23 protein-coding genes are annotated in these 23,734 nt (G+C 52.6%); 14 read left to right on the top strand and 9 right to left on the bottom strand.

Annotated features, from left to right (window positions below; genetic code table 11):
* The 3 genes from BOC67_RS12200 to BOC67_RS12190 are packed head-to-tail and all read right to left on the bottom strand — an operon-like array spanning nt 1 to nt 4,188.
* Nucleotides 1-2,295, bottom strand: coding sequence for an FdhF/YdeP family oxidoreductase (locus BOC67_RS12200; protein ID WP_291910606.1), 2,295 nt, complete (start codon nt 2,293-2,295; stop codon nt 1-3).
* 23 nt (nt 2,296-2,318) lie between these two features.
* Entirely contained in the window at nt 2,319-3,143 is an 825-nt protein-coding gene (gene fdhD, locus BOC67_RS12195) for a formate dehydrogenase accessory sulfurtransferase FdhD (protein WP_291910605.1), read from the bottom strand.
* A gap of 34 nt (nt 3,144-3,177) precedes the next feature.
* Entirely contained in the window at nt 3,178-4,188 is a 1,011-nt protein-coding gene (locus tag BOC67_RS12190) for an NADP-dependent oxidoreductase (protein ID WP_291910604.1), read from the bottom strand.
* 116 nt (nt 4,189-4,304) lie between these two features.
* On the opposite strand from BOC67_RS12190, the gene BOC67_RS12185 reads away from it, so the two are divergent.
* Nucleotides 4,305-5,171: a neutral zinc metallopeptidase gene (locus BOC67_RS12185; protein ID WP_291910603.1), complete on the top strand. Its 867-nt coding sequence runs from the start codon at nt 4,305-4,307 to the stop codon at nt 5,169-5,171.
* On the opposite strand, the gene pncB is transcribed toward BOC67_RS12185, so the two are convergent.
* Both pncB and BOC67_RS12175 read right to left on the bottom strand, forming a co-directional pair.
* Complete coding sequence (pncB, locus tag BOC67_RS12180) at nt 5,168-6,346, bottom strand: nicotinate phosphoribosyltransferase (protein WP_291910602.1); 1,179 nt, start codon at nt 6,344-6,346, stop codon at nt 5,168-5,170. The genes BOC67_RS12185 and pncB overlap by 4 nt on opposite strands.
* A 21-nt stretch (nt 6,347-6,367) precedes the next feature.
* Nucleotides 6,368-7,228 carry an ion transporter gene (locus BOC67_RS12175; RefSeq protein WP_291910601.1) on the bottom strand — a complete coding sequence of 287 codons (861 nt, stop codon included), beginning with the start codon at nt 7,226-7,228 and terminating at the stop codon, nt 6,368-6,370.
* A gap of 200 nt (nt 7,229-7,428) precedes the next feature.
* Here BOC67_RS12175 and BOC67_RS12170 point away from each other — a divergent pair, with 200 nt between their 5' ends.
* From BOC67_RS12170 to BOC67_RS12150, 5 genes are read left to right on the top strand one after another with little or no spacing between them, the layout of a single operon-like run.
* Complete coding sequence (locus tag BOC67_RS12170; protein ID WP_291910600.1) at nt 7,429-7,785, top strand: MarR family transcriptional regulator; 357 nt, start codon at nt 7,429-7,431, stop codon at nt 7,783-7,785.
* Between the two features lie 49 nt (nt 7,786-7,834).
* Complete coding sequence (locus BOC67_RS12165) at nt 7,835-8,278, top strand: DinB family protein (protein ID WP_291910599.1); 444 nt, start codon at nt 7,835-7,837, stop codon at nt 8,276-8,278.
* 4 nt (nt 8,279-8,282) lie between these two features.
* On the top strand, nt 8,283-9,272 hold the full coding sequence (locus BOC67_RS12160) for an MBL fold metallo-hydrolase (protein WP_291910598.1): 990 nt from the start codon (nt 8,283-8,285) through the stop codon (nt 9,270-9,272).
* 6 nt (nt 9,273-9,278) lie between these two features.
* Nucleotides 9,279-9,938, top strand: a complete 660-nt coding sequence (locus BOC67_RS12155) for a phosphatase PAP2 family protein (protein ID WP_291910597.1) — start codon at nt 9,279-9,281, stop codon at nt 9,936-9,938.
* Nucleotides 9,939-9,966: 28 nt separating this feature from the next.
* A complete protein-coding gene (locus tag BOC67_RS12150; protein ID WP_291910596.1) occupies nt 9,967-10,359 on the top strand; it encodes a hypothetical protein in 393 nt (130 codons plus the stop codon).
* 492 nt (nt 10,360-10,851) lie between these two features.
* On the opposite strand, the gene BOC67_RS12145 is transcribed toward BOC67_RS12150, so the two are convergent.
* Both BOC67_RS12145 and BOC67_RS12140 read right to left on the bottom strand, forming a co-directional pair.
* Nucleotides 10,852-11,709 carry a phosphatase PAP2 family protein gene (locus BOC67_RS12145; RefSeq protein WP_291910595.1) on the bottom strand — a complete coding sequence of 286 codons (858 nt, stop codon included), beginning with the start codon at nt 11,707-11,709 and terminating at the stop codon, nt 10,852-10,854.
* Nucleotides 11,710-11,762: 53 nt separating this feature from the next.
* A complete protein-coding gene (locus BOC67_RS12140) occupies nt 11,763-12,269 on the bottom strand; it encodes an FUSC family protein (RefSeq protein WP_291910594.1) in 507 nt (168 codons plus the stop codon).
* Nucleotides 12,270-12,310: 41 nt separating this feature from the next.
* Between BOC67_RS12140 and BOC67_RS12135 the strand changes: the two genes are divergently transcribed.
* Together BOC67_RS12135 and BOC67_RS12130 are read left to right on the top strand one after the other, a co-directional pair.
* Complete coding sequence (locus BOC67_RS12135; protein ID WP_291910593.1) at nt 12,311-13,384, top strand: PCMD domain-containing protein; 1,074 nt, start codon at nt 12,311-12,313, stop codon at nt 13,382-13,384.
* A gap of 14 nt (nt 13,385-13,398) precedes the next feature.
* Nucleotides 13,399-14,163 (top strand): outer membrane beta-barrel protein, encoded by a 765-nt coding sequence (locus tag BOC67_RS12130; RefSeq protein WP_291910592.1) that lies wholly within the window; start codon nt 13,399-13,401, stop codon nt 14,161-14,163.
* 60 nt (nt 14,164-14,223) lie between these two features.
* On the opposite strand, the gene BOC67_RS12125 is transcribed toward BOC67_RS12130, so the two are convergent.
* Both BOC67_RS12125 and BOC67_RS12120 read right to left on the bottom strand, forming a co-directional pair.
* Nucleotides 14,224-15,750, bottom strand: a complete 1,527-nt coding sequence (locus BOC67_RS12125; RefSeq protein ID WP_291910591.1) for a carboxypeptidase — start codon at nt 15,748-15,750, stop codon at nt 14,224-14,226.
* 122 nt (nt 15,751-15,872) lie between these two features.
* A complete protein-coding gene (locus BOC67_RS12120) occupies nt 15,873-16,694 on the bottom strand; it encodes an AraC family transcriptional regulator (RefSeq protein WP_291910590.1) in 822 nt (273 codons plus the stop codon).
* A gap of 86 nt (nt 16,695-16,780) precedes the next feature.
* Here BOC67_RS12120 and BOC67_RS12115 point away from each other — a divergent pair, with 86 nt between their 5' ends.
* From BOC67_RS12115 to BOC67_RS12090, 6 genes are all read left to right on the top strand, one after another.
* Entirely contained in the window at nt 16,781-18,118 is a 1,338-nt protein-coding gene (locus BOC67_RS12115) for a TolC family protein (protein WP_291910589.1), read from the top strand.
* 4 nt (nt 18,119-18,122) lie between these two features.
* Nucleotides 18,123-19,199 carry an HlyD family secretion protein gene (locus tag BOC67_RS12110; protein WP_291910588.1) on the top strand — a complete coding sequence of 359 codons (1,077 nt, stop codon included), beginning with the start codon at nt 18,123-18,125 and terminating at the stop codon, nt 19,197-19,199.
* A gap of 3 nt (nt 19,200-19,202) precedes the next feature.
* Nucleotides 19,203-20,795, top strand: coding sequence for an MFS transporter (locus BOC67_RS12105; RefSeq protein ID WP_291910587.1), 1,593 nt, complete (start codon nt 19,203-19,205; stop codon nt 20,793-20,795).
* A gap of 186 nt (nt 20,796-20,981) precedes the next feature.
* Complete coding sequence (locus tag BOC67_RS12100; protein ID WP_291910586.1) at nt 20,982-21,185, top strand: CsbD family protein; 204 nt, start codon at nt 20,982-20,984, stop codon at nt 21,183-21,185.
* A 67-nt stretch (nt 21,186-21,252) separates the two neighbouring features.
* Entirely contained in the window at nt 21,253-22,092 is an 840-nt protein-coding gene (locus BOC67_RS12095) for an SDR family oxidoreductase (RefSeq protein ID WP_291910585.1), read from the top strand.
* An 87-nt stretch (nt 22,093-22,179) separates the two neighbouring features.
* Nucleotides 22,180-23,733: a glycoside hydrolase family 28 protein gene (locus BOC67_RS12090; protein ID WP_291910584.1), complete on the top strand. Its 1,554-nt coding sequence runs from the start codon at nt 22,180-22,182 to the stop codon at nt 23,731-23,733.
* Nucleotide 23,734 lies beyond the last annotated feature (1 nt).

The following is a 23,734-nucleotide window of genomic DNA, read 5'->3' as shown; positions in this document are numbered from 1 at the left end:
CTATCGTTTAATCTTTGAGGGTTTAATTCTTATAACTACAAGCTTTGACGTTGGCGTATTACTTTTATCGGCAACACTGTTCACAGGAACCAGCACATTTGTTTCCGGGAAGTACGTAGCCGTACAGGACTCCGGTATGTCATAAGCAATAACTATAAATCCTTGCGCTATCCTTTCAATGCCGTCAAAAGTATTGAACAAATCTACAACATCTCCGGCTTTTAAACCAATGGAGGCGATATCTTTTTCATTCATGAGTATCACCCGGCGTTCCCGGTAAATGCCGCGGTAGCGGTCGTCCAGCCCATAGATAGTGGTGTTGAACTGATCGTGGCTGCGGATGGTCATCATCATGAACTCTCCCGGCTGCAGAGGCGTGGTAACGGTGTCGGCTATATTAAAATTCGCCTTGCCGGTGGCGGTGTTGAACTCGCCGATCCTGGAACCGTTGGGCAAATAGAAACCTCCCGGGCGTCTTACCCTTTCATTATACCGTTCAAATCCGGGAATGACCTTTTCGATGTCGTTGCGGATATGGTCGTAATGCGTCGCGTATTTGGCCCAGGGTATCCTGGAATTGCCTTTAAAGAGGGCCTGCGCGAGTTCGCAGATGATCACCGGTTCGCTTTTCAGGTCCCGGGATACGGGTTGCAGGTTGCCTTTTGACTGCTGGACAACGCCCATGGAGTTTTCGCAGGAGACAAACTGCTGCTCGCCGTGGAGGATGTCTTTATCGCTGCGGCCGAGGGTGGGGAGGATAATCGCTTCCCGGCCGTGTACGATATGGCTCCTGTTTAGTTTGGTGGATACGTGCACCGTCAGCTCGCAATGGCGGAGCGCTTGGGCGGTGTATTCCGTATCTGGTGTAGCGGAGAGGAAATTACCTCCCATGGCGATAAATACTTTTGCTTCCCCGTGGTGCATGGCATGGATGGCGTTTACGACGTCGTAGCCGTGTTTTTCGGGCGGGTCAAACCCGTAAACGTCCCGGATGTTTTTGAGCAGGATGGCCGGGGGCTTTTCGAAGATGCCCATGGTGCGGTCGCCCTGGACGTTACTGTGTCCGCGTACGGGGCAGGTACCTGCGCCGGGCTTGCCTATGCTGCCTTTCAGCAGCAGGAGGTTGACCACTTCCCGGATGGTGTCCACTGCATTTTTGTGCTGGGTGAGGCCCATGGCCCAGCAGGCGATGATCTTATTTTTATGGAGCAGCGCGGCTGCGGCCTCGCGGATTTTTTCTTCCGCCACGCCTGATTCCTGCACCAGGCGGTGAAAGTCCTGCTGGCGGAGGTGCGCCAGGTAGGCGTCTGCGCCGGCGGTTTTTGCGGCGATAAATTCCCGGTCAAACACGATGCCGGGGTTTTTATCTTCTGCTTCCGAAAGAAGGAGCGTAATGGCTTTCAGCAGCGCCATGTCGCCATTTATTTTTACCTGCAGGTAGATATCAGTCAGGCGGGTTTGGATATCCACGATACCTTTGAACGTTTGCGGGTTGAGAAAGCCGAGCAGACCGGTTTCCCGCAAGGGGTTCACTGCGATGATGGTAGTCCCGTTGGCTTTAGCCTTTTGCAGGGCGGAGAGCATGCGCGGGTGGTTGGTGCCGGGGTTTTGCCCGAGGATGATGATAACTTCCGCTTCGTAGAAATCTTCCAGCTTTACGGAGCCTTTGCCGATGCCCAGGGCTTCGCCGAGGGCGACGCCGCTGGATTCGTGGCACATATTGGAGCAGTCGGGGAGGTTGTTGGTGCCGTATTCCCTTACGAGCAGCTGGTAGAGGAAGGCTGCTTCGTTGCTGGTGCGGCCGCTGGTGTAAAACACGGCTTCGTCCGGAGATTGGAGCGACTGTAATTTATTTGCTATCCGTTCAAAAGCGTTTTCCCAGGAGATGGGCCGGTAGTGCGTATCGCCGGGGGCGAGGTACATAGGCTGCGCCACCCTGCCTTTTTTGCCGATCTCGTAGTCCGTCAGGTTGCCCAGGTCGGCAATGCTGTTGGCTGCAAAGAAATCCGCTGTCAGCTTTTTGGTGGTGGCTTCTTCCGCGATGGCCTTAGCGCCGTTTTCACAGTACTCGGCGATGGGCGAGCGTTCGTCGTCCGGGTCGGGCCAGGCGCAGCCCGGGCAATCGAATCCCTTTTTCTGGTTAAGTTTCAGCAGGGCCTGCATGCCTCTGAAGGCGTTCATTTCTTCCAGGATATGCTTCATGCTGGATAGGACCGCGGGGATGCCGGCGGCTACTGTTTTAGGTTTGCTGAGTTTTAACCCGGTGAAACGGACCGGGTTCTGATCTCCCTGCATGCTCGAAAAAAATTAAGTAATGACTATATCTCTACCCGGTAAGCGCCGGAATAAATATTAAAACGTTGATCCCTCAAAAAACCGATGAGGGTGATATTCCACTGTTCCGCCATTCGTACTGCCATGCTGGATGGAGCGCCTACGGCCGCCACCACGGGGATGCCGGCCATGGCTGCCTTCTGGATTAATTCAAATCCGGCGCGGCCGCTGAGCAGGAGCAGGTGCTGGTCCAGCGGGAACAGCGCTTCCCGCATGGCGGTTCCTATCACTTTATCGACTGCATTGTGGCGGCCAATATCTTCCTGTAATATCAGCAGGGTACCCTTGTTGTCAAACAATGCCGCGGCGTGGATGCCGCCGGTGCTTTCGAAGAGGGATTGCCGGAGGCGCAGGGTTTCCGGCAGCCGGAAAATAACTTCCGCGGAAGTGGCGGTTTGCGCGTGACTAACGCCGGCGCCTGTATGAATATTGGAAATATCAGCTTTACCGCACATGCCGCAGGCGGCGGTGGCGGCGAAGTTACGCTGGGCGTTGCCCAGCTGGGGCGTTACGTTCTCCCGCAGGGTAACGGTGATAATACTGCCTTCTTTGGTAGTGACCATCCTGGTGTGGGCGATGGCGTCATAGGATTGGATGATGCCTTCGGAGAACAGGAAGCCTGCCGCCAGGTCTTCATCATTACCCGGGGTGCGCATGGTGACGGAAACCTGCTGCTGCCGCCGGTTATGGGTAGGGCCTGAGATAATGCGTATTTCCAGCGGTTCTTCCGTTGCCAGCACATCATCGGAATCCAGCATGCCGCTGTTGAGCACTTTTTTTACGCGGGTATGTACTACTGGTTTTGTCATGCTTAAAAATAGGGAATCCCACTGCAATTTTGGTTTAAACTTTTACGATCAGCTTTCCCTGGTTTTTGCCTGCAAACAGGGCCAGGAATGCTTCCGGTAATTTATCGAAACCTTCCATGGTGGTTTCCGTGTATTTTAGTTTGCCTTGCTTTACCCATTCCACCAATGCTTTGAAACCCTCGCCGAAACGGGCGGCGTAGTTGCCGATGGTAAAGCCCTGCATAAGTAAACTCCTGGTGATCATGATGGGCTGCACTCTGGGGCCCACGGGCACTTCCGTACTATTGTACAAGGCGATCTGCCCGCAGAGCGGAATGCGGCCGAAGGTGTTCATATTGGCTATTACGCCATCTGATATCTCCCCGCCCACATTATCGAAATAGATATCCACGCCATTGGGGCAGGCGGCTGCAACGCTGGCTTTGATGTCCTGGTTGCCTTTATAGTCGATGGCGGCATCGAAGTTAAACGCATCTGTGAGCAGCTTTACTTTTTCAGCGCCGCCGGCGATGCCCACTACGCGGCAGCCGTGTATCTTACCGATCTGGCCAACCACAATGCCTACGGCGCCTGCGGCCCCGGATACGACAATGGTTTCGCCCTTTTGGGGTTTGCCGATATCCAGCAGGCCAAAGTAGGCGGTGAGGCCCGGCATGCCCAATATGCCCAGGTAATAGCTGGGCGGTACGCTGTTATCTATTTTCTTGAGGTGGGAGGCGTGGTAAATACTAGCCGTAGCCCAGGGCAGGAGCGGGCGGGAAGAGGTGAGCATCACGAGGTCCCCCGGTTGGAAATTACTATCGCGGCTTTCCGCTACGGTGGCCACGCCGCCGCTTTCGATGGGCTGGCCTACTTCAAACGGCGGGATATAGGATTTGGCATCGTTCATCCTGCCGCGCATGTAGGGATCCACAGAATAGTAGACGGGTTTGATCAGTACTTCGCCCTCCTGTAATTCCGGTAAATCGACGGTAACGGTCTTGAATGTTTTATTGTCCGGCAGCCCTTGCGGCCTGGCGGCGAATATGATCTGTTGAGCTTTCATGCGATCCGTTTTAAATTCCTGTTTTGGTGTACTTCTAATTTACTACTTTTTGCATGTTTATCGGCAGACAAATTGTAATTTCGGGACACAGAAACTTCTTAAACCCTACTACAACTATGCGTTTAGACGATGAACAAATGAGCGACAACGTCGAGAAACAAACCGGCGGCGGTATGCGCAAAGGCGTGATTGGCGGCGGTGTTGGCGCGATCATCATTTTTGTAATTGCGTTGTTCCTCAAGCAGGACCCGCAAACGGTGATGCAGGCCGTAGAACAGGTGCAAGGCCCTGGCGACGGCGGCGCTACCGAGCAACTCACCAAGGAGAACAGCAGTGCTATTGAACAGTTTTCCGCGAAAGTGCTGCACAGTACTGAAGAGGTGTGGACTGACCAGTTTGCAAAGTTGGGCATGACCTATGAAGAGCCTAAAATGCGCCTGTTTACCGATGCGACTGTATCGGGCTGCGGCGCTGCGGAATCAGCCATGGGGCCGTTCTACTGCCCGGCGGACCAGAAAGTGTACCTGGACGTTTCTTTCTTCAACGAGCTGGAACAACGTTTCCGCGTACAGGGAGATTTTGCGAAGGCCTATGTCATTGCCCACGAGGTAGGGCATCATGTGCAGAACCTGCTCGGCATCAGTCGCAAGGTACAATCCATGCGCAGCCAGCTGAGCGAAAAAGAATACAACAAATTATCCGTGATGCTGGAACTGCAGGCGGATTTCCTCGCCGGCCTCTGGGCTAACCATGCCGATAAAATGAAGAGCATACTGGAAGCCGGGGATATTGAATCCGGCTTATCTGCCGCCAGTGCGGTGGGGGACGACAAGCTGCAGGAAGCAGGCACCGGGCGCATTGTGCCGGATGCTTTCACACACGGCACTTCCGCGCAACGCATGGCCTGGTTTAAGAAAGGTTACGAAACCGGGGACCTTAGCCAGGGCGATACCGGCATAGGCCTGGGCCGGGCCGGCAACTAAGCAATACCCAGGATGGTTTTCGCCAGGGCAATGGTTTGTTCATCCCCGGTGTATTTACCATTTACGTCAGATAATTTTACTACCGGCGCCCATCTCGGAGCATCTTCGGGATGGGCTTCGTACATTTTGATCACGATGTTGAGGGCCTTGAGGCCTACATCGTTGGTGAAGTTGGTGCCAATGCCGAACGACATCCCGATTCTTCCCCTGCAATAATCCGCGATAGCGGCCACCTTTTCATAATCCAGTCCGTCGGAGAATATAATGGTTTTGCTCAGCGGGTCTACGTTTTTACTGATGTAATGCGCAATGGTTTTATCCGCAAACAGGAGCGGATCGCCACTGTCGTGCCTCACACCGTCAAACAGCTTGGCAAATTTCTTATCGAACTGTTCAAAGAAAACATCGGTGGTATAGGTGTCGGACAGGGCGATGCCGAGGTCGCCCCGGTAGACCTGTACCCATTGTTCCAATCCCATCATGTTGGCCATTTTGAAGCCGTATTTCGCCGCGTGGAACATGAACCATTCGTGCGCATGCGTGCCTACCGGTTTGACGCCGTTGCGCATGGCCAGGTGTACGTTGCTGGTGCCGATGAAGGTACCTTCCCCGTATTTGCGGAGGGTTTGCACCACGAGTTTATGCACCGCGAGGGAGTGCCTGCGGCGGGTGCCGAATTCCGCGATGGTGATATGGAGCTTTTTGTAGTTTTCGATTTTCTCCCGGGTGATGCGGATCACCTCTTCATCGGGCAGGCGTTGCTGGCCTGTTTGTTCGTAGTACAGTTCACAGATGAGGGACATGAGGGGTACTTCCCAGAGGATGGCACGGTACCAATAACCGTCTACCACAACTTCCAGGTCTTCCCCGTGCTGGGAGATGTGGACTTCGTCCGGATTATAGCGATAGCCCTGCAGGAAGTCCAGGTAAGTGGGGTCCAGGTAGGGGCAGGTCACGGCAAGGTAGCCTTTTTCCTCTTTGGTAAGGCTGAGGTGTTCCATGGCGTTGACGGCCTCCCGCAGCACTTTGTCGAAGCCGGGCGGAAAGGCGTGCTGGCCGCGGTTGATGAACTTATATCGGGCTCTTGCCTTTGGGAAGAGTTTCACCACGCAGTGTTGCATGGTGAATTTGTAGAAGTCGTTGTCCAGTATAGACGTAAGGATACCAGTTTGCATGAATAGGTTTTAACGTTATCATCAGAGATGCGTGCCGCAGTATTTGCAGAACAGCGCGTCTTCCTCTTCAATTTTCGAATGGCAGCCGGGGCATTCCCTGGCTTTCAGCGTATCCGCCGCGCGGTGGATGCGGCTCATTTCCGCTGTTACAATCCCGGTTGGTACCGCGATGATGGCGTAACCCATGATCATGATGATGGCCGAGAAGGCCTGGCCTACGGGCGTAACGGGCGCAATATCGCCATAACCCACGGTGGTTAAAGTTACCACTGCCCAGTATATGCTGACGGGAATGCTGGTGAAGCCGGAGTTGTGGCCGGATTCGATCACGTACATGATGGAGCCCAGCACCACGGTAAGCAACATAATAAAGAAAAAGAACACCGCAATTTTGCGCCGGCTGCGTTGCAGCGCCAGCATCAGCTGCCTGCCCTCGTGGAGGAAAGGCACGAGCTTAAAGATACGGAAGATACGCATCAGTCGCAGTATGCGGATGGAGATAAGGAAATGGCCGCCGCCCAGCAGGAATTCCACATAGCTGGGGATGACGCAGAGCAGGTCCACGATGCCGTAAAAGCTGGTGATATATCGTTTAGGCTTAGGCGTGCACCATATCCGCAGGATGTATTCCAGTGTGAAGAGAATGGTGAAAATCCATTCCAGGCAGTTAAACAGTCGGCTATAGCGGACTTGCAGGGATTGAACGCTTTCCATCATGACGATGGCCACGCTGGCGAGGATCACTAACAGCAGGCATATGTCAAATAATTTTCCTGCCGGCGTATCCGATAAAAAGATAACCCGGTACAATTTTTCCCGCAACGTCGGCCGGCTGGTATGTGCTTCGTTGGTCATGCTGATGAAATACTGTTTGTCAAACAAATAGGTATTGGTATATGTTTAAATTATGTGGTTAACAGATTTAGCAATTATTCTTTTAGTATTTTAGTTTACCGAAACACCTGATTAAACCCGATGAAACAATGAGTGAACCTGAAATAGCGGATATCCTGCGATCTGCAGTCAGCCGCAATATAACGCGCGCCCACACAGCTTACCGATTAAAACTACTGGCTGTTTTCATGGAGAAAGGAATTGACCTGACCCCCGATATGTATTTTATCCTCCGTCACCTCTGGGGGGAGCAGGATGGTTGCCGGCAGCAGGAGTTGGCGGACAAGACTGACAAAGATAAGGCCAGTTTGACCAAACTGATCGACAACCTGGAGAAGCGCGTCCTCGTGCGCCGCTCCGTGGACGGGGAGGACCGCCGCAGCAAAAGGGTATGGCTTACCAACGATGGGAAAAACCTGAAGCAAATCGTATATCCCCTGGCGTTACAGGTGGTGGAAACGGCGGAAGCCGGCGTGAATAAGGAAGATATACTCCGTGTAAAGGAAACGCTGGACCAGCTGGTCAGCAACCTGAGAAGGGGATAGCGGATACTTGTTGTTATTATTCGTACTTTGCGGGTAATAAACTATCATCATGATTAGCAACATCCTGCCCGGTTTATTTGAAGCGGAAATCAACAAACTGGAAGAAGAGATCAGGTTATATAAGTCGGACGAAGACCTGTGGAAAGTGCTGCCCGGTACGTCCAATTCCGGCGGCAATCTCTGTTTGCACGTTTGCGGCAACCTGCGGCATTTCATAGGTGCATTACTGGGGAATACGGGGTATGAACGGGACCGGCCGTACGAATTCAGCGCCCGCGATCTTAAGCGGGAGGTGTTGCTGGATGCGATTGCGGACACCCGTAAGACGCTGGCGGCTGTTGTGCCAACGCTGGACCCTGCAAAAATGGAGCTGCCGTATGCGGACAACCCGTTGAAGACGGATATGACCTACGGCGCATTTGTGGTGTACCTCTATGGGCACCTCCGTTACCATCTCGGACAGATCAATTATCACAGACGAATCAGCAGTTAATACCGTGGCGTTACAATCACATATCCAGGGAAAGCGGTACCAGAACCCGGTGCCTACCAGTACGGCCATTACGAACATGGCGACGCTGATGTGGCGGTATCTCACGTATAAGGGTAAACGAAGTCCGCTTACCCCGATGGGGCCGTTTCATATTAGTCCGGCCGCTTTGCAGCCGGTGGCATCGGAAGAGCTGCAGCTCACCTGGCTGGGGCATTCCAGCTACCTGCTGGAGCTGGACGGGAAGCGGCTGATCATTGACCCTGTGTTTGCGGACAGGGCTTCGCCATTTCCGTTTTTGGGGCCCAGGCGCTTTTTTGCGGCGCCTGTGCAGCCTTCGGAGCTGCCGTCTATAGATGTGGTGGTATTGTCGCACGATCATTACGATCACCTGGACCGGCATATGATGCGTTTCCTCAATCACAGGGTAAAGCAGTTCGTATGTCCGAAAGGGGTGGAGAAGCATTTGCTGCGCTGGGGGATTCCTGCGGCGCATATCGCGGTGCTGGACTGGACGGAGACGTTCCGGATCAGCGATACGCTGACACTAACGGCAACGCCTGCACGGCATTTTTCAGGCCGTTGGTTTGACCGCAATGAAACCCTCTGGTCCTCTTATGTGTTGAAGGGGAGAGATAAGAAGGTTTTCATCGGCGGGGATTCCGGTTACTTTGACGGATTTGCGGAAATCGGTACTACCTATGGTCCGTTTGATCTGACTATCCTGGAAATCGGGGCTTATGACGTGCATTGGCCGGACATACACATGGGGCCGGAGAAGGCGACGCAGGCGCATCAGGCTTTGAAAGGGAAGGTGATGCTGCCGGTGCACTGGGGTACGTTCAACCTGGCGTTTCACGACTGGAATGAGCCCGGGGAGAAGATCGTGCAGCTGGCGGAGGAGCGGCATATTACGCTTTGGATGCCGGCGCCCGGGGAGCGCGGGGGATTGCCGGAGGAGAGCAGGATTAGTTATTGGTGGCGGGCGTATAAATAACAACGCATGGAAAAAATCGCAAAGGTCTACAACGGCCTTAAATTATACCTCTGGTGTTACCTGCCATTTTTTGCAGGACTGATGCTGATAAAGCTCTTTTTCAGCAGGGATGATATTTACTTTTTTATCAACCGGCTGCACACCCCGTTCGGGGACTGGTTTTTCCCGTTGATAACCCACCTGGGCAGCGTAGCTGCGGCCGTTGTGCTGACGGTGGCGGTATTTTTCTTCAGTAAGCGGGAGAGCTTTATATTGGCCAGCGCTTATTGTTTTACGGCATTGGTGAACTTCGGTTTGAAGTTTTGGGTGGCCTTTCCACGGCCGCACCGTTATTTTTCCCAGAAGATAGCACAGGCGATCAACGACCCGCGTCTGCAGGCTATTTATTATGTGCCGGGCGTGGATGTCCTGGATAATTTCCGGAGCTTTCCATCGGGGCATACTGTCTGCGCGTTTACAGCGGCTACGGTGCTCGCTTATTTTACGAAAAATAAGGCCTGGTCGCTGGCGTACCTTGCCCTGGCGGTACTGGTAGGGTATTCGCGCATGTATATGAGCCAGCATTTTTTTGAAGATGTAGCGGTAGGTTCCCTGGTGGGGATTGCGTTGACGTTTGTATGGCTGGTGCTGACGGATGGGAAGGGGTTTGCGGCAGCGGAGCGGTAAGGGCCCGAGCTGTTTGCTCGTGGATGGCATGGTACTTTTTCATGGCTTCATCGTACATCTCCGCCGGGGTGGGATACTTCCTTTGTTTGGGCAGGTACCATTTGGGTACTTCCGTGTACCGGGCCCAGAGGATTTCATACCCGATGAATATCTTATACCGGCCTTCCTGCACATCATCCGCATGGCCCAGCCTTCTCTCTTCGCCGGGAGCGAGGTTGGTGATCAGTCTTACCTCCTGCGAAACGCCGATATCCGTTTTGATGACCTGTTTAATAGCTACGGTCATCCAGCGGTTGGCGGAATAATTCCGGATGCTGCGGAAATAGCGGGATACGTTGAACAAGTGATTAGTGGCGCTGATTATCCGGGCTTCGGCCATTGCGTCCTCGCCGGGGATGGGGATCAGGTGTTGCTGGGATAATTTAAACTTCCGCAGTACCTGGATACGGTATAACAGGTACATGGAGATGCAGGCCAACAGGAAAATAAACGGTCCGTACATAGTTATCTTGATTGAAAATCGCTTGATAATCAGGTTATCAAAAAATGATTTATAAGGATCAAAATGAAATTATGTCTATTTTTTGGGCCATTCCTTTACCAGATGTTAACGAAACAGAAAATATTCCCGGGGAGATTCGAAATTCTCTAATTAACCAATAGTTTACAAAATTATCGGGAGATAAAATTGAAATTTGCCCATGCTAATTTAAAAATGGTGTTCATTACCATGGTGTTATCTTTAGGGTATTCTAAGTAGATAGGTGTAGACAGGAGAAACCCCAGCAAGAGAAAACCTGAATGAAAGTAGTTTTTGGTTAACAGCATGGCCAGATGTGAGATTGCTCACAATCCTAGCAGCAGGCTATGCTTCGTTTGAAGTAGTCCCCACTATGCCACTTTGAGTAAGACTTCAGAAGTTTGTGAGCGATAAGCTAATCCCCGCAGTTTTCAGTTGTGTATTGTAATACGGCAGCATTACCAGGTTTTTATGTTCCGGGAACAGTTTCCGCTGTATCACCGGGTATATCCAGTAGGCGGCTTTCGTGCTGAGGATGCCGAAGCCGGCGCCTGCGACCACGTCGCTCAGCCAGTGGCGGTTATTGTACATGCGCATCACGCCCGTGGCCGTAGCTGCCGCATAGCCGGCGATGCCTATCCAGGGCGATACATCCCGGTACTCCTGGCGCAGGAATTCCGCTGAAGCAAAGGCATTGGCGGTATGCCCGCTGGGGAAGCTCAGGTCGTTACTGCCATCGGGGCGCATTTCCCTCGTTTGCGCCTTTACAAATCCTACCGTTCCGGCATTGATAATGGCCGTCAGCCCAAGAATGATCGTACGGTCCCGCAGGTTATGCTTTCCTTTTATACCCGCTGCGTTCAGTACGTACACGGCTACCGCCGGGGAATACTGCAGGAAGTTGTCTACCCCGGTGCTGAAATTGGGGTTATGCTCCTGTATCTCCGTTTTGGTACTATAGTTCAAATCCCTCAGCGGCGTGGTATGCAACGCTGCAAAGCCGTAGCTGATCATGGCCGCGGGCACAATAATGCCGGCGGCGCTGCATACAAAGGACCTGCGTTTTTGTTCCTTCGTGCCAGTTAGGTTTAGGGGAGATATGGGTGAAATGTCGGGAATGGTATCGGCGGTGATCAGGGATATGCCACTACGTGCCGTTGTATCAGGTACCACTTGTAAATCGGTTTGTTGTGCAGCCAGGCTATTCCAACGCACCATGGCTATTGCAGCCATCAAAATCATTTTCTTCATGCATCGCTCCTTGTGGAAATAAAAGTATTACACAATTCTGTAGCAATTCTGTATCAGGCTTCATTTGTTGTATCGGACTGAGAAACAGGCCGTTGTGTAAGTTTGTTGTGAAACAGGAACGTAATGCCCAGGCCAATGATACAGCCGGCAATTACGGATAGCACCCTGCCAATGGCGGTATCCCAGGGGTGCTGGCCCGCCTCGTGCGTCATGACGATAATGGCCGCCGCCAGCGCGGTGCGGGTGGCAGCTTCCAGCTGTAACAAATTGCAGAGGATAACGGTTATAAGGACGGCAATGCTCATCATCAGCACCAGTTCGGGATGGATCAGGATAAGCAGAAAGCCGGAAAGCGCGCCGATCAGGTTGGCTTTAATCCGTGTAACCGCAAGGGTTACAGCGTCCGAGCCGTCGGGGGATAACACCAGCATCACGGAAATCAGTACCCATACTGTATCTTTGTAGCCGATTAACCAGGACACGAGACTTACGAACAGTACCCCGGTGACGCATTTTGCGGCGTATATGCTTACACGTTTGATTCGAACTTTATCGGGCATATACAATGTTAAGAATTTTTAGGAAACCAACAGATATACTAATGATCAGACGAACACTTTGTTTTGGCGCCCTCCTTGCAACGCTCTTCAGCAGCAGTTGCATCAAGGACGCTCCATTGAACCCGGAGGCAGACATTGACTCCTTTATTGTAGCTAAATCTCAATTGACCAGCGATCCCTTCATTGACCAGGTTAATTCCAAAATCTTGTTGTATCTCAAACAGAGCGCCTATGAAAACGGCGTGGTACCGCGGATTGTTCCCGTGCCGGGCGCTAAGGTAACGCCTGATCCGGGCGACACGCTGAAGTTTGACCAGTCAACCGGCCTGGGGCTCACCGCCTATACTGTTACTTCGCAGGATGGCCGGTATCATAAGACCTATACCGTACAGGTAGTGAACATCGGCGTATGGGCATGGGATTTTGAACATTGGGTTGAGCAATCCCCGAACCGGTACATGTACCCGATTGAGGCGGATTCCAGCAGCATCTGGTCGTCCGGGAACCCGGGCATCGCCATTGCGCTCCCTTCCAATCAAAAAGTGCCGGGCTCTTATCCGCTGAGGGATACTACGGACGCCTATCATGGCAGCCATGCCGCTGTATTGGAAACCCGCGGCGGTACGCCATTATCCAGCCTCGTAGGCATACGCCTCTTTGCCGGCTCCCTGTTCCTGGGCGTGTTTGACAGTCGCTTCGGCCTTACGAATCCGCTGGCGGCCACTCAATTCGGACAGCCTTATATCGGGAAGCCGAAAAGCTTCACCGGATACTACAAATACACGCCCGGCGCCGTATTCCAGGATAAATCCGGCAAACCGGTGGCAGGCGCAACGGACAGCTGTTCCATCTACGCGGTGCTGTACAGCGGTACCACCCGGCTGGACGCCACCAACATTCAAACTTCCGACCGCATCGTAGCCATTGCTAAACTGCCTGACGGCGGCGCCAAAGCAAACTATACCCGGTTTAATCTGCCATTTGTGTACTACCGGCCGGCCACTTCGCAGATGATGCTGGCGATCGTCATGTCGTCCAGCTACCTGGGAGACCAATACCAGGGCGCCATCGGCAGCCGCTTAACGGTAGATAGTTTACAGATTATTCACGAATAAAGATTTTGCATACGATGAGGAATATTTTAACAGCACTGACAGCAATCATCATAGCCAGCAGCGCCGGGCAGGTAATGGCGCAGGAGAAGAGCAGCTCTTTCAAGCCTTTCCTGGAACACCGCATAGTAGCGGGTTTTAACTTTGGGGCTACGACGCCTATGGGCTTTCCGAATACGATACGTTCCATTGACGGCTACTGGCCTGAATTTTCGCCGGCGCTGGGCTATGAGCTGAGCCTCCGCGCTTCGCAAATATGGGGCGCAGCCATCGGCGTGAAAATGGATTTCAAAGGCATGGGCACGAAGGACAAAGTGCAGTATTTTCATACCATCATTACCGTGCAGGATGGTTCCAGCACCGGCACTTTTGAAGGTACTTTCACGGGCAGGAACAAAACGATTGCGCGTAACGCCTATCTCAGCTTCCCGGTGAGCGCGGTATTTACGCCCAACGATAACTGGCGCTTCTCCCTCGGCGGATATGTGGCCTGGAAATTCAGCGCTAACTTCCATGGCGATGTTTCCGATGGTTACATCCGCAACGGCGGGCCTACCGGCGAAAAAGTGATCGTGGATCATGCTACCTTTGATTTCGGCAACGAAGTGAGGAACTTTGACATAGGCTTCCAGGGTGGGGCAGAGCGCCGCGTAGGCAAAAAGCTCAGCGTGCTGGGCAACCTGGCCTGGGGCGTAAGGCCAATCTTCCCGGATAGCTTCAAAGGGCTGGATTTTCCGTTGTACAACGTTTTCCTGATGCTGGGCGTGAGTTATAAGATCTAGCTGTAACGTTACAATAGCATACAACAAAAAGCGGGCATTGTACATGCCCGCTTTTTGCTTTTAGTATTTCGCCGGTTGACCGGCTTTTGGCAAGGATGCCTTTATAAAATTCCGTATATCCTCATTTCCCGTAGCCAGGTCATCTTTCCTCAGGTACATCATATGGCCGCTGCGGTAACCCTTCCAGGACAGCCTGTCCTTCAGCCTGCCGCCGGGATCCAGCTGCCACATGCTATACTTGGCATTGAAGTAATCGCAGGCGCCATCGTAATAACCGGATTGGATCATGACATGGAGGTAGGGGTTCTGTGCCATCGCCTGGCGCAGGTTTTCCCCGGTATTGTCATTGCCGCGGTCCCATGGATGCACGGGGCCGAACATCATGTATTTCAAATCAGTTTTTACGCCCAATTCCTCGCGGAGATAGATGTTGATGGCAGGGGTGAAGGCGTGCAACCAGCTGGTCAGTTCAGCGTTGTAATCCGGGCTGTCGCCAGCGAGCTCGCGGTCTATCCCCTTGTACCTGCTATCCAGTCTACCTACGGTAAATCCTTTATCCCGCAGCAGCTCTTTCCAGAAGAAGTTCGTAGGCACGTCCAGGTTATGCTGCAGGATCACCTGTTCGGAGAGGCCGGAGTAACGGGCCATTTTAGCGGCTATCTGCCGGCGCTGCGCGTCGTCCAGGAAGCCGCCCTGGCTGATAGCGGGCAGTAGTTCCTTAATCGTGAAGTCTTCCACTTCCGGGAGGAATGCCGTGAGGTCCTTTTGCTGCAGGTCCGCCGCGAGGGCCTTATGATACCAGGCGGTGGCTGCATAGTAAGGGAGCCGCAAAGCGGCATCCACCGGTCCGTTCCGGTTTATGCCCAGTTCTGTAGGAGAGACGAGAATGACGCCGTTGAGGTACATCCATTGGGAGTTCTGTAATTCCAGCGCCAGGCCTGATACCCTGGTAGTACCGTAGCTTTCTCCGATCAGGTATTTCGGAGAGGCCCAGCGGTTGTGGCGCGACACAAAGGTATTGATCCACTCGGCGAGATATCGGATATCCGCGTTAACGCCAAAGAATTTATCACGGGGTACGTCCTTGGAGGCGAGGCGGCTAAACCCGGTATTGGCCGGATCGATATACAGGATATCTGCCACATCGAGGATGGACTGGTTGTTTTCGTGTATGCCATAGGGTTGTACGGGGTAGCCTTCGTCATCGATGTTGAGGAGGCGGGGGCCGGTATAGGCGATCTGCATCCAGACGGAGGGCGTGCCTGGGCCGCCGTTGAAGGAGATGACGAGGGGCCGGGTGGATTTATCCTTCACGTCCGTACGCTCATAGTAGGTGTAGAATATGCCGGCCAGTACTTTGCCGCTCTCGTCCCACACGGGTTGCGTGCCGGCGATCGTTTTGTAGGGAATACGCTGGCCTTTGATAGTTACTTCGTGGGTGCTGGCGATGGTCGTGTCCGGACTGAGGGAAAACGATGTTTTGGCCTCGGGCCTGGTGGGCGTTGTTTGGGAGGGCGCCTTCTGCTGCGCCGCAGCAGGCAGGACAAGACCGGCCAGCAGCGCCGGTAGCAGCAGCTGTTTTTTCATTGAGTTCATATTGTGTTTAGATCTTGATTGGCCGGTAAGATGGTTTAAATACCCCAGATATGCAACAGTTTTTACGGGGATGGTTATACGGCAGTACTTCCGGCGGCTGTGATGCGCCGCCGCTAATCTTCTTCCGGGGGCGGCGTTTTGTTGAGATGCTGGTAATCCGAAGGGCGCTTGCCCGTTAGTTTGAAGAAGGTGTTGCTGAAGGCGGACACGCTGTTGTAGCCGGTATCCCAGGCTATTTCGCTGATGGTCTTATCCGTTTCCATCAGGTAGCCCATTGCGCGGGACATACGGGCGATTTTCAGGTACTGGAAGAAAGAGATATCCATCGTAGCCCTGAAGAGCCTGGTGAGGGTACGTTCGCTGGTGTTGAATTTAGCGCAGACCGTTTCCATGGTCAGGGGCTCTGCCAGGTTCTCATTGATAAACCGCAGAATCGGCCGCATACGCGGGTTATCGCTGGTTGGAAGGGTAATTGGCAGGGGGCTGGTGCTGATCTCCGGCAGCAGGTATTTCATGGCCTTGATGAACGTAAACGGTTTGGAGCCGGGCAGGATATTACCTTCCCAGCGGGAAGTGAACAGCAGCATTTCCAGCAGGAGGTTGGAAACGGGATAGATACCCGTTGTGCTGTAGAACGGTTCACCGGCGTCCTCCTTTTCCGTGAAGAAATAAATAGACCGCACATAGTTGGCCGGATAGCGGTGCGCAAAGTAATGCTCTACGCCGGCCGGCACCCACATGTAATGCCTGGCGGGCAGGAAGTAGGTCTTTTCCCGGGTGTATAAAAATGCAGCTCCGCCTTCAACATACGTTAACTGTCCTTTGTTATGCTTATGAAAAGGGAAGTGATGTTCGGTTTTCATATGCCATATATAGGCCGACTGAGGGACCTCGTCGGTATCCAATAATATCTGGTTATAGTCAATTTTTTCCATTTGACCGGATCTAACAATTATATGGCAATTTATAGCAAAAATAATTTACAAACTGGATGGAACTTTGCACCTTCATTGTGATTAATATGTTTACAATCAGTAATAAGATGCTGGCGGCAGTGTTGCTAATCTCGCTATCCGTCAGCATAAAGGCCTTCAGCCAGGACCCTGAACAAAAGAACACCCTGACCCTCACTGCAGTTTGGCAAAAAACATCCGCATACAACAAGCAGTTGCAAATGAAGCAGCTGAGCGTGGAGAGCGCGCGGGAACGTGTAAAGAACGCCCGGACCGAGCGCCTGCCGGAAGTGAAGGGCGACGGTATGTATGCCCGCTTCTCCAACTTTGCGCTGTATGAGGATGGTATCCTGCACGCACCAACGCAGATTCCTATTGAAAAGAAGGGAACCTATAAAATTTCCGGGGAAGCTTTTCTGAATTTATACAACGGCGGAAAGATCAACCGTGAGATACATGCGGCCGAAACCGAGGCGGAACTGGCTGCTGAACAGAAAAACCTTACCGAGCAGGAACTGAAGTACAAAGCTGCCGCGTACTACCTGGATATTTACCGCAACACCCAATACGAACAGGTGATGTTACAGGATATCGCAGAGCGTGAGCGGGAGCTTGTAGAAATCCGGCATTTGCAGCAGAACGGAGTCGTGTTAAAGAGCGATGTTCTCAGAGCGGAATTACGTCTTTCCAAACAAAAAATGACGCTGCTGGAAATAAGAAACAACCTCAAAATTGCGATGCAACGCCTCAACATCATGATGGGAGAGCCGGATGATCAAATCATTCATATCGCCATGGACACGCTGAATCCTGTATCACAGCAACGCACGTACGAAGAATATTTAAACGATGCTTACGCCCATTCCTATGAGTTTAAAATTTCCGAAAAGGAAACAAGGCTCAGCGAATTAAAGCTCGAACAGGCCAAAGCGAACATCCTGCCGAAGGTAGGCCTGTTTGCCGAGTACGGTTACTCCTATCCGCAGATACTCATGTATCCATATTCGTTCAACCTGTACGGGCTGGGAATGGCCGGCATCAAGGCTTCCCTGCCGATTTCGCAACTCTACACGAACAAGCACCGGAAAGCGGAAGCGAAAATTAACCTGGAGCGCCAGGAAATAGAACATGCGGACACAAAGGACCGGGTGAGGGAAGAAGTGAATGCCGCGTACCTGCGGTACACTGAGGCTTTGACGCGCATACAGGTGGCAAAGGAGAATATCGCGCAGGCGAAAGAAAATTTCAGGATCGTCAATAATACCTACTTCAACCAGCTGTCCTTACTGACAGACCTGCTGGATGCGGAAACGCAGCTGCTGCAATCCCGCTTTGATCTCACTACTGCGGAAGCGACCGCACAATTGCAATACTATCAATTATTGAAAGCAACAGGCAACCTATAATTATATGAACAAGACATCTAACACGAACGCCGGTACTAACAGAACGGACAAAATTATTTCCCGCGTCACCACCGTGGTGGCGTTAATTGTAGTGGTTTGCCTGGCCATCTGGGGCATACGTACCCTCATCCATCAGGCTAGGTTTGAAGAAACCAACGATGCGCAGGTAGATGAATACATCAACCCCGTGGTAGCGAAAGTGACCGGTTATGTGGAGGAGATACGCTACGAAGAAAACCAGGACGTGAAGAAGGGGGATACGCTGGTCATCATCGATAACAGCGAATATGCCGCGGCGCAACAGGAAGCGGAAGCGGCGCTGCTGAACGCCCGCGCACAGATTGCCGTGATACAAAGCAATGTGCGTACTACGGCGCAGAGTTCGAAAGTGTACGAATCCCAGATTGCCGCTGCAAAAGCCAAACTGGTGAACCAGGAGCAGGAATACGACCGGTATAAAAAGCTGTATGATGTGGAATCCGCCACGAAACAGCAGCTGGACAGGGTGCAGGCCGCGCTGGAAGTGGCCCGGTCCGACTATAAAGCGGCGCAAAACGCTTACCAGGCTTCCCTCGGCCGAATAGACGATGCGAAAGTGCAGTTACAGGCGCTGGAAGCGGAGATTAAGCGGAGAGAGGCAGTGGTGACCCGCAACGACCTTACCGTGTCCTACACGGTTATCCTCGCGCCGTACGACGGCAAGATGGGACGCAGGACCATACAGCCAAAACAGCTGGTGCAGGCGGGCCAGACGCTGGCGTTTATTGTAGACCGTGAGGCTGGCAAGTGGGTAGTGGCTAACTATAAAGAAACGCAGATACGCCATATGAAAGTGGGGGAGCGCGCCCATATCACTATAGATGCGTTCCCGGGAAAGACCTATACAGGAATTATTGAGTCCTTATCCGGCGCTACGGGCAGCAAATTCTCCATCCTGCCGCCGGACAACGCTACCGGCAACTTCGTGAAAATTGCCCAGCGCATACCGGTGCGCATCCGGTTGGAAGGCAAACCGGAAGAATTGAAAGACTTGTCTGCCGGCATGAGCGCCATCGTTGCCGTCAAAAAAGAGAGGAATTAATTTATGGCCAAATTACCGATATTCAGAAGCTGGGTGCCGCAATGGTTAAGCCGGTTGACGATTGTGCTGGTGATGTTGCCGACAGTGATGCTGTTTGCCTTGTCTACTGCCAACGTTAGCGCTGCCACGGGTTTCTACGGCGTAGAGCCGGCGGATATCCAGTTTTCCATGCTGGTATATTATGCGGCGATCGCTGCGTTTACGCCGCTGGAACGGCGTTTCTTCAGCCGCATTTCCACCAAGGAATATTTTCTGCTCTGTATTGTTTTGCAGGTGATCATCACCTACTTCGTGTACAATACGCGGGAGCTGCCTATACTATACATCTGCCGATTTTTACAGGGGACCGTTAACTGCGGCGTTACCAGTATTTGTTTGACTTTATTGTTTGCTCAGCTGAAGAGCGAACATTCCCGGGAGATAGGCTATACGTTTTTCTATGGCCTTATCTTATGTGCTTCTTCTTTTACCTCACTAGTAACCGCCCCCATCATTGACAATTATGAGTACAATGTACTTTATAAAGTGATGATCTATACGTTCATTCCGGGAGCGGTATTATTACTGCTCCTGATGAACCGTATTCACCTGGTGAGGAGGATGCCGCTGTACCAGCTGGACTGGGGCAGCTTTGTGCTGTATGCGCCGTTGCTGATCTGTTTGGCGTATGTGCTGATTTACGGGCAGCAGTATTATTGGATGAGCGATCCGGCGATTTTCCGGAGCCTGCTGGCCGTGCTGGGTTTGGGCATCGTGTTTGTGCTGCGGCAAATATTCCGCAAAAGGCCACTGATCAATATGCAGGTGTTCCGGTACCGGAATTTTATTTTCGGCGCTGTGCTGGTGGGTTTGCTGTACCTGGTAAGGGGCGCGTTTTCCGTTACGACCAGTTATTTCTCCGTCGTGCTGGGCATGGACCCTATTCATATTTATGAGCTGTTTATTTATAACATCGTGGGCGTGATCATCGGCAGCCTGATGGCTGCGCGGTGGATAGTGAAAAAGCGGCCAACGCAGCTGATATGGCTGGCGGGCTTTTCGCTGATGTTCGGCTTTCATACCTGGATGTATTTTCATTTTGCGACGGAAGCGGATGCCGTGACGTTCATCATTCCGCTGATCGTGCAGGGAGCGGGAGCGGGGCTGCTGATGGCGCCGATCGTGCTGTTTACCATATCCTCCGTACCGTTTGAGCTGAGCCAGTCCGCCGCGGCGATAGGCGTGTTTGTACGCTTTACCTTTTTTAGCGCCAGTACGGCGTTGATTAACTTCTTTAGTTTGTATTATGCGAAGATACATGGCACGCGTATGAGCGATACCATTACTTCGGTAGAACCGGGGTTGCAGTCGCGCTTACACACCTACCAGGCAGCCTTGCAATCCCGCGGCATTCCGGCGGATCAGGCGGCCAAAGCGGCCACGGGATTGCTGAGCAGGGCCGTGCAAAAACAGGCGTTCCTGAAATATGCGATGGATTATTATGCGCTGGTAGCTATACTGATACTGGTGATTATGCTGGTGATTATTATGGCGCCGTTTATAAATCGTACGATCATTAACGTTAAGGCCAAACAACCGGCGGCTGCTACTTTTTAGTCGGCTGCCGGCCATTGCGCCGGATAAATCTTCCCCATCTGCGGCATTATTCCCACGGGTTTTATGCGGCCTTTTTCCCTCAGGTGTCCAGGCTGTTCCCCGATTTTCGCCCCGAACCGGCGTAGTACGGCCTGGACCGGATTTTGTTTGCGTACTTATATCTCTCACCCAAAAAAAACAAAAGCTATGGAAAATCAAACAAGCAGTTTTAACCTGAAATTAAAGGGTAACTGGAACGAGCTGAAAGGTAAGATCAAGCAGCAGTATGCGGACCTGACAGACGATGATCTGCTTTATGAAGAAGGCAAGGAAGATGAATTGCTGGGACGCATTCAGCAGAAAACCGGGCAGACGAAAGAAGCCCTGAAATCCTGGATTGATAAATTGTAGTAACAGAAAGCTGTATCAAAAGGAAGCTGATTTCTTTTGATACAGCATTTCTTTAAAACCTTTGACCATGGCTAAGAAAAAAGCGGTGAAGCATACCAATACGGAAGAAGAAATGAATCCGCAGCCGGTGTACGAGCGGCCTTATGACTCGCAGGTGAAGAAGCTGACGGGGAAAGTGGCCATCATCACGGGTGGGGACAGCGGTATAGGTCGCGCTGTGGCCGTGCATTTTGCGCGGGAAGGCGCGGAAGTAGCCATCTTTTATCACAAGGAAGAGGAAGACGCGCAAAAAACAGCGGAACTGGTGGCGGCAAAAGGCAAAGCGGCCATGCTGGTGAAAATGGATGTGAGCAGTGAAAAATCCTGCGTGCAGTCGGTCGCGAAGGTCCTGAAGCAGTTCGGGCAGCTTGATATATTGGTGAATAACGCCGGTATTCAGTTTCCGAAGGACGCGATTGAAGACATCTCGCAGGACCAGCTGGACAAGACTTTCCGGACCAACATCTACTCCATGTTTTACATGGTGAAGGCCTGCTTGCCGCATTTCAAACCCGGGGCGGCTATAGTAAACACCGCGTCAGTAACGGCTTACCGCGGCAGCGATCACCTGCTGGACTATTCCAGCACCAAAGGCGCGATTGTGGCCTTTACCCGCTCGCTGGCGCTATCCCTTGCGGAGAAAGGCATCCGGGTGAATGCAGTAGCGCCTGGCCCCATCTGGACGCCGCTTATCACCGCAACTTTCGACGATAAGGAAATTAAGGAATTTGGGAAGCAGACGCCCTTCAAGCGGCCGGGGCAACCGGCGGAAGTTGCGCCCAGCTTCGTTTTCCTGGCATCGGACGATGCCAGTTATATGACCGGCCAGGTGCTGCACCCCAATGGCGGGGAAGTGATCAATACCTGATATCCAATAAGTTTGAGTTTCTGGAATGTATGCAATATCTTAGGCAGTTTAGATAACACGTTATTAAGAACAGACCTAATTCCAGAAATGATCAAACAAACTCTTCTGACGATGGCCTGCGCCCTTCAGCTGGCGCAGGCGGCGACCGCACAGTATTCGTGGGACAACCTGCCCAAAGTAAAAACCACTTCATTTAAGGCCGATACCATCAACATCCTTCGCTACGGCGCTAAGGCGGACGGCGTATTTTTGAATACGCAGGCTATTAACAAGGCCATCAGCGACTGCCATGCCAAAGGAGGCGGCGTAGTGCTGGTGCCGGCAGGCCTGTGGCTGACCGGTCCGGTGGAGCTGAAAAGCAATGTGAACCTGCATTTGGCGAAGGCGGCCATGTTGGTGTTTACGACGGATAAATCCCAGTACCCGATTGTGGAAGGGTTTTATGAAGGCCGTGCCGCGGCCAGGAATCAGTCGCCCATATGGGCTACCGGCCAGGAGAACATTGCCATCACCGGCGCGGGCATCATTGACGGCAACGGCGATGCCTGGCGGGCTGTCGCCAAATGGCAGATGACGCCGGCGGAATGGAAGGCCAAGCTGGAAGTGCCGGGCGTGTATAACCAGGACAGCTCGGAATGGTATCCCAGCGTGCAATTCCGCGAGGCGAAAGCGCAAAATAAAAGTATGTTGCTTACCCCTGGTAAGCCTTTGGAGGCTTTTGGGGAGATGAAAGACTTCCTCCGCCCTAACCTGGTGGTACTGAATAATTGCAAGCGGGTACTGCTGGAGGGAGTGGTGTTTCAAAACTCGCCCGCCTGGTGTTTACATCTGTTGCTGAGCGAGGATTTGATCCTGAGGGGAGTGAAGACGAAGAACCCGGAATACGCGCAGAATGGCGACGGGATGGACATTGAGTCGTGCCGCAACTTCATCGTGGAGGACTGTACGCTGGATGTGGGCGATGACGCTATCTGCATCAAGTCAGGCAAGGACGAGGAGGGCCGCCGGCGGGGCAAGCCTACGGAAAACGGCATCATTCGCAATAACATCATTTACAAGGGGCATGGCGGTTTTGTGATCGGTAGTGAAATGAGCGGCGGCGCGAGGAATATTTTCGTGGAGAACTGCATTTTCAATGGCACGGACAAGGGATTGCGTTTTAAATCCACCCGTGGCCGCGGCGGCGTGGTGGAAAATATTTTCGTGCGGAATGTAAGCATGAAGGACATTCGCCAGGAGGCGGTGTTTTTTGATATGTACTATTTCGTGAAGTTTGCCACGGACGGCAAGCGCGAGGTAGCGCCGGGATTCAATGAAGGCACGCCGGTGTTCCGGAATATGCGTTTCAGCAACCTGACCTGCGAAGGGGCCAACACCGCGATATTTGTAAGGGGTTTACCGGAGATGGCGGTCACCAATATCGCCATAGAAAATAGTACCTTTACGGCGAAAAAAGGCGTAGTGCTGAAAGACGCTGCCGCCATCCGGCTGGAAGGACTGCAATTTAACCTGGCGAATGAAAAAGCGGTGATTACTGCGGAGGATGTGAAAGGGTTGCATGCCGGGAAGATCAGTTTTACTGCGGCTCCCGGGGCGAAGCTGCTGGATGCGAAGAACAGTTCGCAGGTGGCGACTGACTAAC

It is taken from the genome of Chitinophaga sp. CB10 (assembly GCA_001870995.2).
Lineage (GTDB): Bacteria > Bacteroidota > Bacteroidia > Chitinophagales > Chitinophagaceae > Chitinophaga.
This window is presented reverse-complemented; position numbering and strand designations above follow the sequence as displayed.

What these genes read in the sequence shown, in the direction of transcription:
- pncB (WP_291910602.1), bottom strand. Translation starts at nt 6,346, where the DNA reads ATGCAAACTGGTATCCTTACGTCTATACTGGACAACGACTTCTACAAA.
- BOC67_RS12090 (WP_291910584.1), top strand. Translation starts at nt 22,180, where the DNA reads ATGATCAAACAAACTCTTCTGACGATGGCCTGCGCCCTTCAGCTGGCG.
- fdhD (WP_291910605.1), bottom strand. Translation starts at nt 3,143, where the DNA reads ATGACAAAACCAGTAGTACATACCCGCGTAAAAAAAGTGCTCAACAGC.
- BOC67_RS12100 (WP_291910586.1), top strand. Translation starts at nt 20,982, where the DNA reads ATGGAAAATCAAACAAGCAGTTTTAACCTGAAATTAAAGGGTAACTGG.
- BOC67_RS12155 (WP_291910597.1), top strand. Translation starts at nt 9,279, where the DNA reads ATGGAAAAAATCGCAAAGGTCTACAACGGCCTTAAATTATACCTCTGG.
- BOC67_RS12120 (WP_291910590.1), bottom strand. Translation starts at nt 16,694, where the DNA reads ATGGAAAAAATTGACTATAACCAGATATTATTGGATACCGACGAGGTC.
- BOC67_RS12135 (WP_291910593.1), top strand. Translation starts at nt 12,311, where the DNA reads ATGATCAGACGAACACTTTGTTTTGGCGCCCTCCTTGCAACGCTCTTC.
- BOC67_RS12165 (WP_291910599.1), top strand. Translation starts at nt 7,835, where the DNA reads ATGATTAGCAACATCCTGCCCGGTTTATTTGAAGCGGAAATCAACAAA.
- BOC67_RS12125 (WP_291910591.1), bottom strand. Translation starts at nt 15,750, where the DNA reads ATGAAAAAACAGCTGCTGCTACCGGCGCTGCTGGCCGGTCTTGTCCTG.
- BOC67_RS12130 (WP_291910592.1), top strand. Translation starts at nt 13,399, where the DNA reads ATGAGGAATATTTTAACAGCACTGACAGCAATCATCATAGCCAGCAGC.
- BOC67_RS12105 (WP_291910587.1), top strand. Translation starts at nt 19,203, where the DNA reads ATGGCCAAATTACCGATATTCAGAAGCTGGGTGCCGCAATGGTTAAGC.
- BOC67_RS12200 (WP_291910606.1), bottom strand. Translation starts at nt 2,295, where the DNA reads ATGCAGGGAGATCAGAACCCGGTCCGTTTCACCGGGTTAAAACTCAGC.
- BOC67_RS12185 (WP_291910603.1), top strand. Translation starts at nt 4,305, where the DNA reads ATGCGTTTAGACGATGAACAAATGAGCGACAACGTCGAGAAACAAACC.
- BOC67_RS12115 (WP_291910589.1), top strand. Translation starts at nt 16,781, where the DNA reads ATGTTTACAATCAGTAATAAGATGCTGGCGGCAGTGTTGCTAATCTCG.
- BOC67_RS12170 (WP_291910600.1), top strand. Translation starts at nt 7,429, where the DNA reads ATGGAGAAAGGAATTGACCTGACCCCCGATATGTATTTTATCCTCCGT.
- BOC67_RS12110 (WP_291910588.1), top strand. Translation starts at nt 18,123, where the DNA reads ATGAACAAGACATCTAACACGAACGCCGGTACTAACAGAACGGACAAA.
- BOC67_RS12140 (WP_291910594.1), bottom strand. Translation starts at nt 12,269, where the DNA reads ATGCCCGATAAAGTTCGAATCAAACGTGTAAGCATATACGCCGCAAAA.
- BOC67_RS12190 (WP_291910604.1), bottom strand. Translation starts at nt 4,188, where the DNA reads ATGAAAGCTCAACAGATCATATTCGCCGCCAGGCCGCAAGGGCTGCCG.
- BOC67_RS12145 (WP_291910595.1), bottom strand. Translation starts at nt 11,709, where the DNA reads ATGAAGAAAATGATTTTGATGGCTGCAATAGCCATGGTGCGTTGGAAT.
- BOC67_RS12095 (WP_291910585.1), top strand. Translation starts at nt 21,253, where the DNA reads ATGGCTAAGAAAAAAGCGGTGAAGCATACCAATACGGAAGAAGAAATG.
- BOC67_RS12150 (WP_291910596.1), top strand. Translation starts at nt 9,967, where the DNA reads ATGGTACTTTTTCATGGCTTCATCGTACATCTCCGCCGGGGTGGGATA.